This window comes from Taibaiella chishuiensis (assembly GCF_003014535.1).
GTDB lineage: Bacteria > Bacteroidota > Bacteroidia > Chitinophagales > Chitinophagaceae > Taibaiella > Taibaiella chishuiensis.
Genome location: NZ_PYGD01000007.1, coordinates 138,799 through 156,003, shown reverse-complemented (window position 1 = coordinate 156,003; position 17,205 = coordinate 138,799). Strand labels below are relative to the sequence as shown.

Annotated in this window: 12 protein-coding genes; 9 read left to right on the top strand and 3 right to left on the bottom strand. The window is 50.8% G+C overall.

Annotated elements, in window-relative coordinates:
* Positions 1 to 43 precede the first annotated feature (43 nt).
* From B0I18_RS17355 to B0I18_RS17330, 6 genes are all read left to right on the top strand, one after another.
* Positions 44 to 637: an RNA polymerase sigma-70 factor gene (locus B0I18_RS17355; RefSeq protein ID WP_106524009.1), complete on the top strand. Its 594-nt coding sequence runs from the start codon at positions 44 to 46 to the stop codon at positions 635 to 637.
* A 181-nt stretch (positions 638 to 818) separates the two neighbouring features.
* Positions 819 to 1,847 carry a FecR family protein gene (locus tag B0I18_RS17350; RefSeq protein ID WP_106524008.1) on the top strand — a complete coding sequence of 343 codons (1,029 nt, stop codon included), beginning with the start codon at positions 819 to 821 and terminating at the stop codon, positions 1,845 to 1,847.
* A gap of 37 nt (positions 1,848 to 1,884) precedes the next feature.
* On the top strand, positions 1,885 to 4,989 hold the full coding sequence (locus B0I18_RS17345) for a TonB-dependent receptor (protein WP_106524007.1): 3,105 nt from the start codon (positions 1,885 to 1,887) through the stop codon (positions 4,987 to 4,989).
* Positions 4,990 to 5,226: 237 nt separating this feature from the next.
* Complete coding sequence (locus B0I18_RS17340; protein WP_106524006.1) at positions 5,227 to 6,873, top strand: T9SS type A sorting domain-containing protein; 1,647 nt, start codon at positions 5,227 to 5,229, stop codon at positions 6,871 to 6,873.
* Between the two features lie 170 nt (positions 6,874 to 7,043).
* Positions 7,044 to 9,026 (top strand): T9SS type A sorting domain-containing protein, encoded by a 1,983-nt coding sequence (locus tag B0I18_RS17335; RefSeq protein WP_181358503.1) that lies wholly within the window; start codon positions 7,044 to 7,046, stop codon positions 9,024 to 9,026.
* Between the two features lie 50 nt (positions 9,027 to 9,076).
* Positions 9,077 to 9,988: a DUF6252 domain-containing protein gene (locus tag B0I18_RS17330; RefSeq protein ID WP_106524004.1), complete on the top strand. Its 912-nt coding sequence runs from the start codon at positions 9,077 to 9,079 to the stop codon at positions 9,986 to 9,988.
* Between the two features lie 641 nt (positions 9,989 to 10,629).
* Here the strand turns inward: B0I18_RS17330 and B0I18_RS17325 are convergent.
* The gene (locus B0I18_RS17325; RefSeq protein ID WP_106524003.1) at positions 10,630 to 11,940 is read right to left on the bottom strand and encodes an ATP-binding protein; all 1,311 of its coding nucleotides are present in this window, start codon (positions 11,938 to 11,940) and stop codon (positions 10,630 to 10,632) included.
* Between the two features lie 176 nt (positions 11,941 to 12,116).
* On the opposite strand from B0I18_RS17325, the gene B0I18_RS17320 reads away from it, so the two are divergent.
* The 3 genes from B0I18_RS17320 (at position 12,117) to B0I18_RS17310 (ending at position 14,205) form a co-directional block, all read left to right on the top strand.
* The gene (locus tag B0I18_RS17320; protein WP_106524002.1) at positions 12,117 to 12,713 is read left to right on the top strand and encodes a Crp/Fnr family transcriptional regulator; all 597 of its coding nucleotides are present in this window, start codon (positions 12,117 to 12,119) and stop codon (positions 12,711 to 12,713) included.
* Positions 12,714 to 12,941: 228 nt separating this feature from the next.
* Complete coding sequence (locus tag B0I18_RS17315; RefSeq protein WP_106524001.1) at positions 12,942 to 13,475, top strand: YceI family protein; 534 nt, start codon at positions 12,942 to 12,944, stop codon at positions 13,473 to 13,475.
* Positions 13,476 to 13,659: 184 nt separating this feature from the next.
* Positions 13,660 to 14,205 carry a YceI family protein gene (locus B0I18_RS17310; protein WP_106524000.1) on the top strand — a complete coding sequence of 182 codons (546 nt, stop codon included), beginning with the start codon at positions 13,660 to 13,662 and terminating at the stop codon, positions 14,203 to 14,205.
* Positions 14,206 to 14,227: 22 nt separating this feature from the next.
* Here the strand turns inward: B0I18_RS17310 and B0I18_RS17305 are convergent, their stop codons facing one another.
* Together B0I18_RS17305 and B0I18_RS17300 are read right to left on the bottom strand one after the other, a co-directional pair.
* The gene (locus B0I18_RS17305) at positions 14,228 to 15,934 is read right to left on the bottom strand and encodes an ATP-binding protein (RefSeq protein WP_106523999.1); all 1,707 of its coding nucleotides are present in this window, start codon (positions 15,932 to 15,934) and stop codon (positions 14,228 to 14,230) included.
* The gene (locus B0I18_RS17300; protein WP_106524145.1) at positions 15,934 to 17,064 is read right to left on the bottom strand and encodes a histidine kinase; all 1,131 of its coding nucleotides are present in this window, start codon (positions 17,062 to 17,064) and stop codon (positions 15,934 to 15,936) included. The genes B0I18_RS17305 and B0I18_RS17300 overlap by 1 nt, the downstream gene beginning before the upstream one ends.
* Between the last annotated feature and the right edge of the window lie 141 nt (positions 17,065 to 17,205).

The following is a 17,205-nucleotide window of genomic DNA, read 5'->3' as shown; positions in this document are numbered from 1 at the left end:
ACAGGTATCTGCCGCCGGGAACTGATATCATTAATGCCCCGTTATGCTCGTACACACTACTGATGAACTGCTTTTCCTTTCTATAAAAGAAGAAGATCCTTACGCGTTCCGTATCCTGGTGGATAAATACTGTGATGCATTGCTGAAGCACTGCTGCACCTATGTAAAACGCAGGGATATCGCCGAGGAGATCGTTTCGGATGTATTGCTGGCCCTCTGGGAAAAAAAACACAAGATCAATATCGTTTCCAGTTTACGCTCTTATCTCTATACCGCTACGCGTAACCACAGCATCGATTATTTGCGGGCACAGACCCGCAATGTGACCTACGAAAATATAGAGGATGTAATGGATGCAGCAGGCGCTGAAGGCAGCCTGGGCGATTTCGACAGCCGCGATTACACCCTGGATTTCAGGCAGGAGCTGGAAGCCCTGCTGATCGTTTTACCCCCCAAGCGTCGTAAGATCTTTATCCTGTATAAAGATGGTATGAAACATAAAGAGATCGCCGAAATGCTGCGCCTGTCGGAGAAGACCGTACGCAACAATATAGAACGTGCGGTGCGTCAGCTTAAAGCCTCCGCAATAAACTATGGTAAGGTAAGCCCGTTGGTATTATTGCTGCTCGTTTACTAGTTATACCGGTATGTGCCTGTACCGGTATCCCGTCTATACCCCGCTACCGGCGGGGTTTTCCGCTTTTTAGATCCGCACCTGTTGAAGGATTAATAATTTGGTAACCTTGGAGAGGGGGCAAAAACAGGAGATCGTACGTCATGAGCCTTGAATACTTTCCCCTAATTTAAAAATATACAGTTTGAGCGTCAACACTAAAATTAACTGGAAACTCCTGATCCATGCCGCGCAGAACAGACTTGATGAAGATGAACGGGCCGAACTGCTAGCCTGGATAGCTGTTGCGCCGGATCGGCACCAGCAGATACTGGATGATATCGCAAGACTTTACGGACAGAAGAACCGGAAAAAAAAATTGCCTGACCAGGTCTTCAACCGTTTTATTTCCCGTTATGGTATTGTCCTCGATCCCGAGCCCCGCAGCCGTGTCTTCCGTCCCCTGGCGCTTCGCGCTGCAGCGGCTATTGCTGCTATCCTTATTTGCGGCGGCCTTTTTCTTTTCCTGAACCGCGACTGGGTGGCCCGGCAATACGGGCAGGGACCGGTAACACTGGCCTGGAAAGAGATCAGGGCGGCTACGGGCAAGCAGGTAATGCTGACCCTGCCCGATGGCTCGCAGGTACGGCTGGCGCCGGGTAGCAGCCTGCGTTATCCCGAAGCCTTTAACGATACGCAACGTTTGGTGCAACTGGTAGGCTCGGCATTTTTCGAGATCAGGAAGAACCCTGAGCAACCTTTCCTGGTACAGGCTCCCGAATTAACTACCCGCGTACTGGGCACCAGCTTCCAGGTTATAGCTTATCCGGGCGAGACCCGCACATCGGTAACCGTAGTGACGGGCAAGGTGGCGGTAAGCCGCAACCGTAAAGGGCAGGAGCCGCTATTGCTGGCCAGCCTGAGTCCCGAAGAAAAGATCGTTTTAAACCTGCCGGATGATTCCGTTAAGGTATCCGCTGTTTCAGCGGCGCAGGCTACGGCTGTAAGGGATGGCAAACTGGTGTTCGATAACAGCAGCCTGGCCGAAGTGGCCGAACGGCTGCGGGTACAATATGGTATCAGCGTACACCTGGCCAACGAGCAGGTGGCTGCAAGACGCATCACGGCTACTTTCGATCCCAATATTTCTATGCAGGACCTGTCCGACATTCTCGGCGAGGTTGCTCAGCTTAAAGTACATCACGATAACAATAACCTGTATATAGGCCAGTAAATATAGGGACAGGCGTTGCCTGTCGCAAGTTATAACTATGCAACGAAAATATACCCCTTACTACCTGAGCAACGGCATTGCCGTATTGCTGTTTATCCTGTTCCTGCAAGCCATGCCCCTGGCCGTATCCGGCCAGAACCTGCAACAGGAAAGGATTACCCTGAGCTTCGACCGCATCAGCCTGCGCGATGCCTTAAAGAAAATAGAGGCGGCTACCACCTTCCAGTTCGTGTTTATGGAGGACGATATACGGCCGGTAAAGACTGTGAGTGGCGACTATAAAGATATGCCGGCGACCAAAGTGCTGGAGTTATTGCTCAGCAGGCACCACCTGGCCTTCAAGCAGATCAATAGGAATGTTGTGATCAGCCGGCAGCTGCAACCGGAGCGCGAGGTATCGGGCCGTATTACCGGTTTCATCAAAGATAAAAAGAACGGCGAACCTATTATCGGCGCTATGTTGCGGATTGGCGGACAGGTTAGCCAGACCGATGCCGACGGGCGTTTCGCAATCGATATGCCCGTGGGTACCTATGCCGTTGCGATCAGTTACGTAGGGTATACACCGCTCCGGATTGAAGCCATAACCGTAAAGGCGGGTAAAGAAACCCAACTGGATATTCCCCTGAGCGAAGATGAAAATACACTCGGTGAAGTGGTGGTTACCGAACGCCGCGTTACGGGCACCAATATTTCGCTGATCCAGCAGATCCGCGAGGCCCGTGCCGTGGTAAGCGGCATATCGGCCGAACAGATCGGGCGCAGCCAGGACCGCGACGCATCTGAGGTTGTACGCCGTATACCTGGCGTCAGCGTGATCCAGAACCGTTTTATAGTTATCCGGGGCTTGCCGCAGAGGTACAATACCGTGATGCTGAATAACGTTACCGCACCCAGTTTTGAATCCGATTCGCGTGCTTTCTCCTTCGATATCCTGCCCAGTGGTATGATCGATCGTATCCTGATCTACAAGACCGCCGTGCCCGAATTGCCCGGCGATTTTGCCGGTGGTGTAGTGAAAGTGTATACGACGGGTTTTGCCGCCAAAAACTTTTTGAACATCGGTTACCAGGCCTCGGTACGGCCCAATACTACCTTCCGCGATTTTTACGAACAGCGCGAGGGCAGCAGGTTCTGGCTGGGCTATGATGACGGTACGTATTCCCTGCCGCTGCCGTCCGAGCTCAAACGTATCGACCTCTTGCCGCTGGAAGAACGTAAGGCGCTTACCGCAAAGTTCAACAACAACTGGGAAGCCTACCGTAAAACAGCGCCTATTGATCACCGGTTTAATATCGATTTCGGCCGTAAGCTGGACCTGTCGCAGGATGTAAGCCTGGGCGTATCCGGTGGATTGAGTTATACCAATGCCTACCGGTATACCGTGGTGTCGCGTAACCCGGGCGGTATTATGAATGGCGACTATACCTACGCCTATAACTTTGCTGACGAAGTACAGGATCATGATGTCCGGTTCAACGGCCTGGTCAATATTGCACTCGATATCAAAGGCCGGCACCATATCGACTTTAAGAATATGTACACCCATACGGGTAGCGCTTCCTATATTAACCGTAACGGGCAGTCGGGACCGGCTGCATCAGACGGTTCGGGCCTGGGTGAGGGCCAGTATATACGACAAACCGTGCTCAGTAATGCTTTCCGGGGCATTTACTCCGGTCAGCTGATCGGTACGCACGAGTTATGGGAGTATACCAAAGTAAATTGGGTACTGGGGTATACACGTAGTAATTACAACGATCCCGATCAGCGTACCCGTACCTGGACGGCGCCCGCTGCCGAGTTTTATCCCGGCACGCAGCTCGGGGAACGGTTTAACAGGGTAGGCGAACCGGTAAGCGGTATCCGTTGGGGCCGCCGCTATTTTATGTTGCCCGAAGAGGCCCGTACCCTGGGCCTGGATATAGAGCAGACCCTGCATATCGGTAATTTTACCCCGGTGTTACGGGCCGGTGTTTTTGTTGAAGACAAGGACAGGACCTTTGAATTCAGGCAGTTTGCGATGTTCTCCGATGTAGACAGCAGCAGCGTGATAGACGAGAGTTATGGCAAGAGTAATAGTTATACGGCCCGTAACCACCTCAATGCAGGATACCTGGCAGCAGAAATACCGCTGGGCCGCCGGTTTAAGTTGTACGGCGGATTGCGTATCGAGGACAACAGCCAGCAGTTGAAAAGCTATGGCTGGCAAACCGTAGGCCCCAATGCCGGCGAGATCAGCCTCGATCGCAAGCACTTGTCCTGGTTGCCTTCGGCAAACCTTACCTATAATATTTCGGAAAAGAACCTGTTGCGTGCGGCCTATGCCCGTACCCTCAACCGCCCCGAGTTCCGGGAGATCGCGCCTTTCTTTTTCCTCGACTTTTACGACTTCCGGCTGGCTTATGGTAACCCCGATCTGAAAATACAGACCGATATCGATAACCTGGATCTCCGTTTCGAACACTATCCCGGCCCCGGCGAAATGTTTTCGGCGAGTGTGTTTTACAAACATTTTACCAACCCGATCGAGTATTATTACTACAATGGCACTACGGGCCGTAATAACTTTCAATGGGGCAATGCCTTGTCTGCCGTGAGTTACGGCGCCGAAGTGGAAATGATGATGGGCCTGGCCCGCTATGCCGGTGGCAGCAACGTACTCAGCAGTTTATTACGCAGGGTTTCCTTAATGGTTAATGCGGCGTATATTTTTAGCGAGGTACGGCTCGACCGTACTTTGTTACAGGACACGAAACGGCCGCTTTACGGCCAGTCGCCATACCTGGTCAATGCCGCCTTTAATTATACCGACGACAGTATCGGGCTTAAACTCAATCTCTCTTATAATATTATCGGCCGCCGGATTATCGGTGTGGGTAATATCGATAACCCGAGTATTTATGAACTGCCGCGGCATTCGCTCGATTTTACTTTTTCCCAAAGGATAGGCAGGATGCTGGAACTTAAAGGCGGTATACAAAATATACTGAACGCACGATTCCTGCAGGTGCAGGATATCAATGGAGATGGCAGGTTCAGCCGTAATCATGAAACGATCGATGGCTTCCGGTTCGATAACCGCTACCAGAGCCGTTATGAAGGTACCTATTATACACTGGGCATAGGTTTGAAACTCTAGTTAGTTCTATTAACTGTTAAAGAAAGACGCATCGTTTTAACGGTGCGTCTTTCTTTTTTTGATGTAGTTGTTATGGTACATCGGCTGTAAATGTCCATGGGCGTACTTTTTGTTTCCTAATGATTTGGTAACACAAAAACTGGGGTAAAAAAAAGCAATGTCCCGTCATATTGATGAACACCTTGCAAGGACAAACCTCATAGTAAAAACTTACACTCAAAACAAAAAACAACCACAATGAAAAAAGGAATTGTTACCCTGGCTCTGACAGCGATCGCCTGCTATGGCGCTACGGCCCAGACCGTGCTGGAAGGCAGTATCACTGCAAACACATCGCTGAACGCGAATACCTGCTACCTGCTGAGAGGTTGTGTACAGGTTGAAAGCGGCGCTACGCTTACGATCCCTGCCGGTACTAAAATCCTGGGTGAAAAAGCAACCCGCGGTACGCTGATCATCAAACGCGGCGCTAAGATCGCAGCTAATGGTATTGCCAGCAACCCGATCGTATTTACCTCTAACCAACCTGCCGGCAGCCGTGCTCCCGGTGATTGGGGTGGTATCGTTATTGCCGGTTATGCAACCAATAACCAACCTGGCGATACCTTCAAAATTGAAGGTCCCTGCGAACCTATCTATGCCGGTGGTACCAATGATGCCGATAACTCTGGTGTAATGCGTTTTGTACAGCTGCACTATGCAGGTATTCCACATCCTACACTGCCTGATAATGAGCTGAACAGCCTGACTATGGCTGCTGTAGGTAACGGTACCGTTATCGAAAACATCCAGGTAACTTATGCCAACGATGACGCTTACGAGTGGTTCGGCGGTGCAGTTAACTGTAAAAACCTGATCGCTTACAATACCAAAGATGACGATTTCGATACCGACTTCGGTTATCATGGTAAAGTGCAGTTCGCTTTTGCTTACCGCAGGGATCCTAACCAGCACGATATTTCCGGTTCTAACGGTATCGAGTCTGATAACGATGCTACCGGTTCGGCCAATGGTCCTAAGACCCATCCTATCTTCAGCAACGTAACCCTGCTGGGACCTTTGTACGCCAATGCTACCGCTCACGCCGAATTCCGCAGGGGTATGCACATCCGCAGGAACTCAGAGCAGAATGTATACAACAGCGTAATCGTTGGCTGGCCGCTCGAAGGCCTGTATGTTGACGGTGCTACAACCATCGCCAATACCGGTACCAACCTGTTGAACAGTTCTTATAACACTTATTACAACAATGCCGGCGGTACCATCGGTTCTACTGCATGGTCGGGAAGCTGCGCTGCTGCTACTTCTGCAGCGGTATGGCTGAATGTAGGCGCTACCGGCACTTCCTGCCTGGAAAGCGGTAACAGCCTGCTGGCCAGCGCTCCGGGTTACAGTGGTACACTTACTTCTGCGGTATGTCCTGCTAAACCTTCTTTCACTTTAACGACCAATAACCTGGGCGCTCCTACCTATACCGGTGTTAGCGACCTGGCTGATGCTTTCTTCGTGAAAACCGGCAACTTCCGCGGTGCTTTCGGTACTACCGACTGGACCCTGAACTGGACCAACTGGTGCCCTAACGCTACTTCTTACTGCAACCTGGGCGCTGCTGCTGCCAAAGCTGCCGCTCCTGCTTTACAGCTGGTTCCGAATCCGACCAACGGAACTACCTATGCCGTATTTGAAGCTGCTAAAGCCGGTAAAGTACGCCTGGTAATCACCGATAAAGTTACCGGTATGATCCTGCGCAGTGTTACTGCCGATGTACAGGCCGGCGAACAGCGTGTTGCTTTCAATGCAGCAGGTCTGTCAGTAGGTGTGTATTTTGTACGCGTTGAAATGGCTGATGGTACCGTTACTGCCGGTCAACTGAGCGTTAACTAAGTGTAGCCGCTTATATAAATCCACCGGGATACAGCAGGAGCTTCCACAAGGAAGCTCCTGTTTTTATTGGGTGCAGAGTTAATAATTACATAACAACTTACAGGGAGGCAAACGGCGGTATGCTTACGTCATAGAGGCAATAATTCACCCAATATTTTAATTCCATGTTCATGAAAAAAGTAGCCTTACTTTTTGCTTTGACGGGCGGTCTGTATATGCATAGCCATGCACAGGCGCCCGGCAGCGTTATTTACGATGATCTCTTTTGCCCCGTAGACACGGCCTGGGCGGGCGATAGCCTGGTGGTGCCCCACGGCGCTTTGAAATACAGCATTTTGCTAAAAGAGGGCGATATTGCCCATAATATAGAGCAAGGCCTCAATGCCCCGCTCAAAGGCGGATTTGGCGCGGTATACTATGACCGCGCCCTGCAGGCCGAGGATACGGTCCATAATATCAGGATCAATAAGAACAAAGAAGGCTGGCTTTATATGAGCCTGCAGGATAATAAACAAAGTACGCTCGGCGATGGCGGCGGATTGGTAAAAATGCGGGTAAAGGAACAGGCCGGTGGAACCTGGCAGGTAGTGCCGCAAACAGAAGCCGGCAATACCTGGAGCTATCGCTTTTTCGATCTCAATGCACAGGGCGGCAGCTGGCACAACAATGGCCTGCAGCTGGGTTATTCCAATTTATCTTCGATCGAGGACAAGGGGAATATCTTTATGTATGATGCCTGGGCCAACAGCAATACCGACCTGCAACCCGGCATGAACACCCTCACCGACTATGTATTGCCGGCCGGTGCGCCCGGCGCCGGTACCGCTATAGCCCGGTATAAAAATATGGGTTGGGCCATTGAGGTAAATAAAGCCAACGGTAAACCTTTGCGTAAGCTGTATTACGCCGGCCGCGCCGACTTTGGTGGTATGGTGGTTACCTCTACCAAATATACCGCGCCGGATACTTCTGAACTGAACAGCATTATTTTTACGACGCAAACCCAGCCAGCGGTGATCCTGAAATATGATGCCATGCTGGGTAACCAGATCAGCGCCTTCAAACAGGATAGCGCCAGCTATAACGGTTCCTGGATCGTACTGAACGAAGCCGATGTGGACGGATCGCTGTTTCCTTTTACGTTTAACGAACTTGCCGATATCCGGAAAGTGGCCCTGCAAAAAGGCGCTACGATGTTTAACCGCCTGGGCGACATCGTACGGGTTAATGATCCGGTCGACTTCTCTTCTTATTACCTGGTCGCCGAAACCGGCGCCGACAGCAGCGGAGATGCCTTTGTCAATCCTGCGAAAGCGTATGCGGGCAAGTTGGCTTATCACCTGCAACCGCTCAAAACCACAAATGGGAATGTAAAAGATCCGCATGGCCGTATCCTGAAACTGGCTTCCGATATAACCGGCGAGAGTTGTAAGCCTTATCTCGAAGGTTGTGTGTTCGCCGATGGCCGCAGCGCTTTTTCCAATCCCAAACACCTGCAGGTGCTGAACTTCGATTTCTATACCCTGGCCGATGAGTTTAAGGCCAGGAGTTACCTGATGATCATGGAAGAGGTATCCAGTGCGGCATATCGTAAGAACCCGGCCTCCGCGCATAACCCGCAGGACCTGATGAATGAAACTTACTTCCTGAATCTTGAAAAGCAAAATCCCGGCCTGAACGATCTGCGGCCCTTTGCCATAGGCCCTAAAGGCGCAGAGATACAAAGTGCATTTTCTGTAGAAGGGATGAGTCCGCTGTTTATGAGTATCCGTTATCCCAATACGGCCAATACGGCGCCTTACAATAAATCCATGCTTATAGCCATCAATAACTTCGAAGACTATTTTTCTAACCCGCAAGGCTGTACCTGGACTGCGCCACAGCCCGGTTGCGATACTACTTCCGGACCGCCGCCAACCGGCATCGACGAGGTAACACCGGGCTCTAACAGCTTTAATGTATGGCCTAACCCCGCCACGCGCACCTTACATTTTGCTACGGAACAAAAGTTGATCCGGCTCTACGATCTTAACGGCAGGCTGTTGAAGCAACAGGAAAAAACACGCTCGATGGATATCTTCGACCTGGCGCCGGGTATCTACTTCCTGCGTAACGACCGCCAGCAGGCTAAAAAGGTGGTGATCCAGAAATAAAAATTAAGGGCTATCCCTAATGGCTTAGCCCTGGTTCAAAATAACGTTACATGAAACAAATGTTTGTTCCCGGACCTGGCATACCCCATGTCTATAAAGGCCTGCTGTACCTGGTGCTGTTGGTGGTGTTGCTTGCGTCCTGCCGTAAAGAGGAGTCTTTATTCGTATTCAAGGAGAAAGAGCGACAGCCGCCCGCCACCGGTAAAGACACGGCTATTGCGGTTACGGCCCTGCTGAATGGCGATAGTTTTTTGGCCCTGGGCCGTGCCGCGGCGCCGGACGATTCGATCAAAATGTCTTTCTACAATGTGGCTTCGGGCAGTTTCCTGGATATAAGGCTGCTGGCCGATACGCCGGGTACCTATACCCTGGGCCGGGCGGTGTCGGCCTATACCGCGGTCTATTACCTTTCGGCTAAAGATAAATCGGAGCAGAAAGGGTATACCAGCCGCGCCACCGAGGATGCGGGCGGTACTATTAAGGTGGCGGTGATCGATACCCAGAATCATAAGATCAAAGGCAGTTTTGAGCTGATGCTGCGCTCGCGTACCGATACGACGCAGTATACATTCAGCCAGGGCAATTTTGATATCCTGTATAATCATGCTGTTATGGACATTGACGGGCGTACCGTGAATGCCATACCCAATATTTCGGGGCTCGAGACGGGCACACCCACAGCCCCTATACCCCGGGCCATTATGAATATCGGCGACTCGCTGAACCTGTCCGTAATGTTCGATACCTATAAAGGGCCGGGTAATTACGGGGCCGGCGATAACCTGAAGATCCTGCTGCGTAACCAAAAGAACGGGAAAGAGTATCATGCAGAACAAGCCAGTGCGGTGATCACAAGGTTTAACTACCGCGAATTCCTGCAGGTCAGCTTCGAGGGCACGCTGAAAGCGGGCGATGGCAGTACCCTGAAGATAAGCCGCGGGTCCTTCGTGATGGGCAATTAAGTGCCGGTGCTATTCCTGACCAGGCGCAATACGGAACCTGCCGTATTGCGCCTTTGTCGTTGCGGGTTTACCGAGATCAAGCAGGATATCTGGGAAGCCTCAGGTATACTTACCCTGTTTTTTATTCTTCTTTGTCTTAATACAAAGAAGCAAAAATCAAGACTGTAGAAAAAGTGCTAAAAATGCCTTGTACGCCTAAAAGAAATAAGTCCGGACAGTAGTAAAAAAATGGACTAAGGAATGACGAACTAACTAAAGTACAGGGCCAGGCCGAGGGAACTGTATTTCTTTTTATACGGCGTCCTGCAGCATTTTATTAACGCCCTTTTTCTAAAGGTCGGTATGTTTGGTTTTTTCCTGGCTCGACGTCTGGCAATGCATGTAATGGGCGTCGAACAGAGCATGCCTACTCGGTTGGCGGCAAGATGTTACGACCAATATGGCCCCGTTCGCTGCGTCGCCGTATCGCTGCGAGAAAAAAACTCGTCTTCTACTGCTGTAATTAGTAGCAGCTGCCAGACCAGATAAATTCGTAACGAGGCACTACGAATAGAAGCAAATAAATAAAGGTTTTGTAAAATGATGATTCGTTTTAAGAACAACGCTTTTTATTAACCACACAGGAATTCTGCTTAATCCGTTTACCGGTCGATATCCAGCATAGGTACTACTGTTGCCCTGGTACCCGTATTGTTACCCTCCAGCAGCTCCCGCAAAGCCTGTTGTTCTTCCGGTTCCAGGGGCAGGATACCCGATACCAGTTCTGCGATACGGGGAGCCATACCTGAACGCAGCAAGACATCCATCATGCCCAGCATCATACGCGCCTGCTCTGGCTTCAGGCCTTTAAAGATGCGGGGTTGCAGGCAATAGAGCTCTTTGACCAGGCCGGCCAGCGCGGGCTGCTCTGCGGCTTGCCTGCGGCCATCCACCGGCGGGAATAAGCCCTCCTGCTCAAACCGGGATAAGAGGCTGGCGGCCGAGGTTTCCCGGATAAAATTTTTATGACGGGTCTCGAGGTAGGTGGACAACTCCTTCATCAGCTTTTTGAACAGGGGGTCATGCTGGTTCTTGCCGAACAGCGTCGTGTTCTGGTCGCCTTCGTGCAACTGGAAATTATCGAAATAGGGCGATTCGATAAAAAGGCTGTGGTGGAATGCGACAGCGTTGTTGTTGTGGGAGGAGAGTTGCTTGGCGCATTCCTTCCGGTCTTCGTTCAGGAAATAGTAATAGTATTTGTCGCCGATGTTTTCCTTCCAGCGTACATAATGCAGCGTAAAACCGGCTTCCTGTTCGCGGTACTGCACCCGGAAATCCCGGCTGTCGCTGTCTGCGATCAGGTAATCGTAGCTAAGCGGTATGCCGTTGATCCTGATCGAGAACCGGTGTTTGCGGTTCAGCAACAGGAACCAGCCGAATTCCTTGGCCAGGAAATCGAGGAATTCGGCACCCGAGAAGGAATAGGCGCTTACGCCATAGAGCTCCGTCAGCACGAGGTCGGTGCCTGTGGCCCTTTTGCGGGACAGGTGCCGGTTATCCTCTTCGTATTCATCTTTATTATTGCTTTTGATAAATATATCGTAACCCAGGTATTTGCCTTCTCTTTTGTAAACAGTATGCCACTGTGCGCTGTGGGCGAAGGCCGAAAAAGCAAAACGGCCCTTCCCTTTGCGGCCGCGGGTATACGAAGACCGTTGCCGTACCTGCCGTTTGCGGGAGTCGAGGAAGGCGCCAAAGGTCTCCTGCAGGCTTTCGTAATCGATGCCTTCGCCGTTGTCGCTGATCACCAGCTGGCTGATGCTGTCGATCGCATTGGTTTCAAAACGGATATGCACTTCGGTGGCTTTGGCGTCAAAGCCGTTCCAGATAAGCTCTGCCACGGCCTGCCGGTAGTCGGTGGGTATGCCGGCCGAATCGATACTGGTATCGCTGATATTGGTTTTATGCTTCATAAGGGAAATGCCGTTTTTGGGGTTCCAGGCAGCAAAGGTAAACGCGGGGTACGCCAAAATACGGCGTAGTACTGCTGCGCTTCCGGAAAAAGAACCGTAGGCCCGTTCCCGGCGGCTTTGGCGGCGCCCGGCATCCTGTTTTTTTTAGTATTTTTGCCCAGCAACCTACCGGTATTATGATCGAAATATTTAAGCAGTACCTGAAAGAAAAAACACAGCTTTCCGACGAACAGTTTGACAAGCTGCGTCCTTTCCTGGCCATGCGCGAGCTTAAAAAGAATACCATCATTATCCGGCAGGGCGATACCTTCAGTAAAATGATCTTCGTAACCAAAGGCCTGTTACGGTCCTATACGGTAGATGGCAAGGATAAGCAACATGTGGTCGACTTTGCGCCCGAACAGTACTGGATCGGCGACCAGAACAGTTTTAAACTCAATAAACCCTCTGCAGTATTTATCGAAGCAGTCGAAGATTCGGTGATCGTGCTGATGGATAAAGACTTTTACGAAACGGCGGGTAAGATCGCGCCGGGGTATAATGCCTTTATGGTATCGGCCCTGCTTACACGGCTCAGCCTGATGCAGCGCCGCATCAATATGCTGCTGGCCGCTACGGCCGAAGAGCGTTATCTCGAATTTATGGAACTCTTCCCCAATGTAATGTCGCGCGTGCCGTTGTGGATGGTGGCGACGCACCTGGGTATGACTGCAGAATCGCTCAGCCGGGTCCGCAAGGAACTGACCCGTAAAAAGACCCTCAATGCCGGCTGAGGGCCGGTGCTCCTTTTCTTATCCTACATCAAGAACACCCATTGGTGCGTGTTATAATTTTACAGCAGCAATAAAGCAAATGCTTGCACAGAACGGTATATCTTATTTCTTACCCTATGTCAAGATGGCCTGCCGGATAGCTTCCTAGCTTTGCATCAGCAAAAGCGCAAAGAACCGGTTATCGTGCTGCTGCAATACTATTTATAACAAAATAAAACACCGATAAAAATGGCAACAACAAAATGGACCGTTGACAACATGCACTCTGAAGTGCATTTTAAAGTAAAACACCTGGTAATCTCTACTGTTACCGGCGCTTTCAATAACTTTTCCGGTACGGCCGTAGCTGAGAACGATTCGTTCGAACAAGCGAATGTAAACTTCCAGATCGAAGCCAACAGCGTGGATACGAACCAGAACATGCGCGACGAGCACCTGAAAGGTCCCGATTTCTTCGATACGGAAGCTTTCCCGCTGATCAAATTCGAATCTACGTCCTTTACCAAAACCAAAGGCGACCAGTACAAACTGGCGGGCAACCTGACGATGAAAGGTGTTACCCAACCTGTAGAACTGGATGCCGAATACGGTGGTATGGAAAAAGATGCCTATGGCAATACCAAAGTGGGTTTTGAAGTAACCGGCACCATTAACCGCAAAGAATACGGTCTTACCTATAATGCCCTTACCGAAACCGGTGGCCTGGCATTGGGCGAAAACATTAAACTGATCGCCAATATCCAGTTGGCTAAAGAAGCGTAATAGCGCTATAAGCAAAAAGTGGGGACCATCGAGAAACAGGTTCCCACTTTTTTTGCGTAAATTTCCGGTAGCAAATCTTCACCACGGATTTATTATAAGCTATTTATTCTCCTTCTAAACGTACCGCCTATTGCGATAGCTATTTTACAATGTCCTTATTCTTAGTCATTTTAAAAATAGTGTTATGCGTAAGACCCAATGGGCCGTTGATCCGGCTCACTCCAATGTACAGTTCAAGATCAAACACCTGGTTATTTCATCCGTAACCGGCTCTTTCCGTAATTTTAATGGCGGCGCCAGTTCGGATGCCGAAAATTTCGAAGATGCGGAAATTCATTTCTCCGTTGATGTAAGCAGTATCGATACCAATGTAGAGGCCAGGGACGCCCATTTGCGTTCGGCCGACTTTTTCGATGCGGGTGTTTTTCCTACCATTACTTTCCAGTCCAATTATTTTCATAAGGTAAAAGGCGACCGGTATAACCTTTCGGGTTTGCTGACGCTTAAAGGTATTACGCAACCCGTAGAGCTGGTAGCTGAATATGGCGGCGCAGCCCGGGATGCGGAAGGCCGGCTGCGTATAGGCTTTGAAGTAACGGGTTCGATAAGCCGCTGGGAGTTCGGGCTCAACTACGGGATCCTGACCGAGTCGGGTAAATTCCTGCTGGGTGAAGATGTGCAGTTTACCGCCAATATACAACTGGTACAAGAAGTGGCTGTGGCGGTATAAAACAGTCCGTGCCTTAATTGATCTATAAACGGAAATAAAAGCGGCTGCCCCTGCCGATCTCGCTCTCGACACCTACGCTGCCGCCCTGCGCTTCGATAAACTCCTTGCTGATAGCCAGGCCCAGGCCCGTGCCCGAACGGCTGCTGCCCGGCACCTGGAAGTAACGGTCAAAAATCCTGCCGGTATACCGCGGGTCTATGCCCTTGCCGTTGTCCTGTACGGAGAAGAGTACTTTGCCCGTATCTTCCTGCCGTACGGTAACGGTAACCTGGCCGTGTTCGCGGGAATAGCGTATGGCATTGGTCAGGAAATTGATCATAACCCAGGATGTTTTTTCGGGATCTGCCTTAACCAGCGGCAAATCCTCGCCGGTATACAATTCCAGCCGGATGTTCTTTTGCTCGGCGTGGAAGGCTACGGCGTCCATGGCATAGTGTACGATATCGGCTGGACGGCTTTCCTGGATGTTCATCTGGATATTACCGGTTTCCACCTGGGTCATATTCAGCAGCTCGCCGGTTATCTTTAACAGGCGGTTGCTGTCTTCTTCAATGCTTTCAATCAGCTGGCGCTGTTCGTCGTTTACCGGCCCGGTATTCTTGTTCTTCAGCAGTTGCAGGCTCATCTTTACCGAGGCAATCGGTGTTTTCAGTTCGTGCGATACCGTGGCGATAAAATTGGTCTTGGCAAAGTCGAGCTCTTTAAAGGGCGTAATGTTTTTAAGAATGATCACATTGCCGATCTGCAGGCGGGTTTGTTCGCCGGTAGGCGTAATGCCAATGGGGATAATCTCTTTCTGGAAATAGCTTTCTTTCTGATCGGCATAGATCTTCACCGGTTCCTTGCCGGCCGTGCCCTGCGGCTGTATCAGCGACCGGATCAGGTCGTTGCGTTCTGCGATCTCCGTAGCATTTTTACCGACCAGGTCATTGCTTTTTAAGGAGAGGATACTAAGGGCTTCCTGGTTGGCAAACAATACCTGCTGGTTTTCGTCCAGGCCGATCACGGGATCTTTCATGTTATTGATCAGGGTCTCGATCCTTTTTTTCTCCATCAGCAGGCTGGACAGGTTACTGCTATGGTACTCCTGTAATTTTTCGGCCATGGTATTGAAAGAGCTGGCCAGTTCGCGGAACTCGTTATTGCTGCCGAAGGTAACCCGTTGCGAATAATTCTGTGCGGCTATCGAGCGTATACGTTCGGTAAGCTCCCGCAGCGGTTCGGCGATATTACCCGGCAGGTTGACCAGCAGTACAAAGGCGAATAAAAAACATAAGGTACCCACGCTTACGATCCATAGCGTGGCCGATGCGGCCGTATTGCCCGCTACTACGCTTTTCCGTTTAATGGCCGACATGTTGAGCTGCATGACCTGCGAGATATCGCGGCGGATCTGCGGCCGCAGGCTGCTGTCGGTAAGGTTTTGCTGTAATGCTTTGAAATGGCGGTCCAGCGATGTCGTGGCTTCCCGTTCGCCCGGTTCTGTAATGTTCAGTAACTGCCCCGCCAGGTTATCCCGGAATAGTTGTAAGGCCGCGGGGTTATGTTGCGATTCATCCAGCGCCAGCAGCATGTTCCGCGAGTACTCGAGCGTATTGTAGTTGTCGACCAGGATGTTTTCGGTGTCTTTTTTCAGCGCATTGATATATACCGTACCAAGCAGGGCCAGCAGGATGATCATGGCGAAGAGCATGCCTACGCCTAAGGTCAGTTTTGTTTTAATCTTCATCACGACAGGATTATGATGTCTATATTGGAGTCTGCCATTTTCTTCAGCAGGCTGTTAAAGTTACCGGTCGACAGGATAACCTTGGCCAGGTTCAGGTGCGGTTTGCCGATGCAGAGGGTCGTTATTTCTTTTTGCGCTGCGGTATCGGCTATGGCTGCCGATACGTTATCGCTTTCTACCCGTATGATCTCCGCACCGAGCTCGGTTGCCAGTTTAAAGTTATTGATCAGGTGGCGTTGTTTATCCAGGGCTATGCGGTCGTTGCTTTCCCGCGGGGTCTGCACATACAGCACAAACCATTTGCTGCTGTAATAACTGGCCAGCCGTGCTGTTTTCCGGATCACGAGCCTGGCCGTTCTTTCATTGCTGCTGATACAGGCCATAAACTTCTCGTGGCGGAATACGGCGTTGCGCGGCACTTCGGCTTCTACCTTCCGTTTTACCTGCGAAGCTACTTCCTTTAAGGCTAATTCCCGCAGCTGCAGGATCTGTTCGGCTTTAAAAAAGTTGTCCAGCGCGGTTTTTATCTTTTCGGTTGCGTAGATTTTGCCTTCGCGCAGGCGCGTGATCAGTTCGTCGGCAGTAAGGTCGATATTGACCACTTCATCTGCCATCTTCAGGATGCTGTCGGGTATGCGCTCTTTTACCTCTACGCCGGTAATCTCGCGGATCTCTTTATTGAGGCTTTCTATATGCTGGATATTGACCGCGCTGATTACATTGATGCCGGCTTCCAGTATCTCGACCACATCCTGCCAGCGTTTTTCATTCTTGCTGCTTTCTATATTGGTATGCGCCAGTTCGTCGATGATCACAATCTCCGGTCTCAGCGTCAGGATTGCGCCCACATCCAGTTCTTCCAGCTCTTTACCTTTATAGAACAGCCTCCGCCGCGGGATTACGGGCAGGCCCTCCAGCATGGCTTCGGTCTCTTTCCTGTTGTGTGTTTCCACGTAACCGATCTTTACATCGATGCCGTTGCGCAGCAGGGTCTGCGCTTCCTGCAACATACGGTAGGTCTTGCCCACACCGGCGATCATCCCGATATAGATCTTGAACTTTCCCTTGCGGGCATTACGGATCAGGTCGAGAAAGTGGGTGATATGTTCTTTGGAGTTTTCCGTTGCCATATAGGATACATTAAAAAGGTCTGCATTATGGTACGCCCGGTTGCAGGATAACCGCCGGGTGGCCTGCAAGGTTCACCCGGTAACGGATTTTTCCCGGATGGCCCAAAACCCTGCAGACTTTCGTCCGCAGGGCTGTTACAC